Origin of the sequence: Pelomonas dachongensis (genome assembly GCF_043555865.1) — a bacterium.
In the GTDB taxonomy this organism is placed as follows: domain Bacteria; phylum Pseudomonadota; class Gammaproteobacteria; order Burkholderiales; family Burkholderiaceae_C; genus Pelomonas; species Pelomonas dachongensis.
Genome location: NZ_JBIGHY010000031.1, coordinates 1 through 1,812, shown reverse-complemented (window position 1 = coordinate 1,812; position 1,812 = coordinate 1). Strand labels below are relative to the sequence as shown.

Here is a 1,812-nt window from a genome sequence, read left to right as displayed (position 1 = left end):
ACTCGGCTCATGCGACTTTGACGACCGACTGCTCGGCCTTGAGGGTTCGGATCAACTCCCGCAGCACGTCCCTGGCTTTGAACAAGGCCCAGCTGCGAGTGGGCACATGATCACATGAGACCCAACAGCTATGCCCGCCGCGCCATCCGCAGACCAACGGCATGGTGGAGCGCTTCAATGGCCGCATCAGCGAGGTCGTGCAGCAGACGCGATTCAATTCGGGCGCCGAGTTGGAAGCCACGCTCACGGCGTACTGCAAGACCTACAACCACCACATCCCGCAACGCTCGCTCGACCACCGCTCACCCGTGCAAGCCCTTCAAGCTTGGCAGATCGCCAAGCCCCATTTGTTCAAGCGCTGTATACAAACAGGAGGGTCTTGACACTTACAGGCCTTGACGCGGACCCGCCATTTTTTGCATGCGTCGCATTGCTTTGAATGCTGATCCGACAGGACCTGAGAAGCTCATCGTAATAACAGCAGCATCCAACATACTTAGAACTACCAGCACTAGCAAGTCCAGAGGCAACAGAACCACAACGCCGCCAAACACAATGGAGAGAAAATCTATAGCAAAAAAAAATGCGAGCAACCACCTCCCCCACGAGAGCAAAAAAAACAACGAAATCGCCGTAACCACTCGGAAAATAAACACAAAACCATAAAACCACGATTGACTAAACAGCGGACTCCCCCCCCACCCATTGGCGCGAAGTAGATTTCGCACCTCTTGGTCAACTTCAACATTCAAATACGGAAGAAAAAACCAGCCGATATAGGTAAACATCGACAAGACCACCAGCGACTGGAACAGACGAAGTTGTGTCATTTAAATCTTTCAGCAGAAAATCTAGCGCCTACTTGGAAAGCAGATTGGGATCCCAACTTAAACTAAGGCTTTGACGCAGTTGCGATGGGCCCACAAACCATCATAATTCCGGAATTCGCCGAACATTGGCCAGGCTGATCATAGATAACAAGCAGTCCACAAGCGCCCGAGGATGCTCCTAATATTTTCGTCAACGCATCTGTTCCTGTTTGCAAGCTGGGGTGGCGTATTGCACTCCCAGAACCAGTTGCATTTCCAAGAATGTCCAAGATATTTTCCACATAGTTTGAAACGGAACGATTCGTCGCAAGCGGAATCGGCCTGATGGGGATGACGTCCATGTGCCGGACAGTCTCGCGAGTGGCCGGTATATATTGAGGAACGCCAAATGGAGAATCGTACCCGCTGGCTCGCCTCCCCCCACCAGCACGACCACCTTTTTGAAGCCCCTCGGGATCGATGCTAAGCAAGGGATTTCCAGATACATAAGCATAAGTGTTAATTCCACCTGCTAGTCCGATGGGGTCGCTCTGAACGTAGCGACCAAGCTGAGCGTCGTAGTAGCGATTCCAGTTGTACCAAAGCCCGCTCTCCGCATCGTGGTACTGCCCGGGAAGCCCGATGTTCATCCCGCCGATACCGTCATAGGCAATCTCACGATCAAACGCAGCATTCTTTGCCCGCCAGACCACGCCGGCGCCCGCATCGGTCAACACCTCAGGCCGGCCAAGATGATCGTTGTGGCTGGCGTAGAACTGCCCGTTGCGCACGATGCCCAGCAACTGCCCTTGCACCCAGACGTAGCTGGTCGACTGCGGCCCGATTTCGGCCAGCAATTCGCCGCCCGGTCCATACACGTAGTCAGACCTGCAAAATCCATTTCCAGGCAACTCGCTGTGGGCACGGCTCCGGCGACCAGCGGCGGGTCATGTCTGGTGAAGCACCGGCTGACGCGATAGTTCGGGATTGAAGTTCATGGCGC

At 54.2% G+C, this 1,812-nt stretch carries 2 protein-coding genes and 1 pseudogene; 1 reads left to right on the top strand and 2 read right to left on the bottom strand.

Annotation, left to right across the window (positions count from 1 at the left end; genetic code table 11):
* Positions 1 to 125 precede the first annotated feature (125 nt).
* Positions 126 to 383 (top strand): annotated as a pseudogene (locus ACG02S_RS26170) (integrase core domain-containing protein); the annotation flags it as partial.
* A gap of 3 nt (positions 384 to 386) precedes the next feature.
* Here the strand turns inward: ACG02S_RS26170 and ACG02S_RS26165 are convergent.
* Positions 387 to 830, bottom strand: a complete 444-nt coding sequence (locus ACG02S_RS26165) for a hypothetical protein (RefSeq protein ID WP_394473435.1) — start codon at positions 828 to 830, stop codon at positions 387 to 389.
* A 62-nt stretch (positions 831 to 892) separates the two neighbouring features.
* Positions 893 to 1,666, bottom strand: a complete 774-nt coding sequence (locus ACG02S_RS26160; protein ID WP_394473434.1) for an RHS repeat domain-containing protein — start codon at positions 1,664 to 1,666, stop codon at positions 893 to 895.
* Positions 1,667 to 1,812 lie beyond the last annotated feature (146 nt).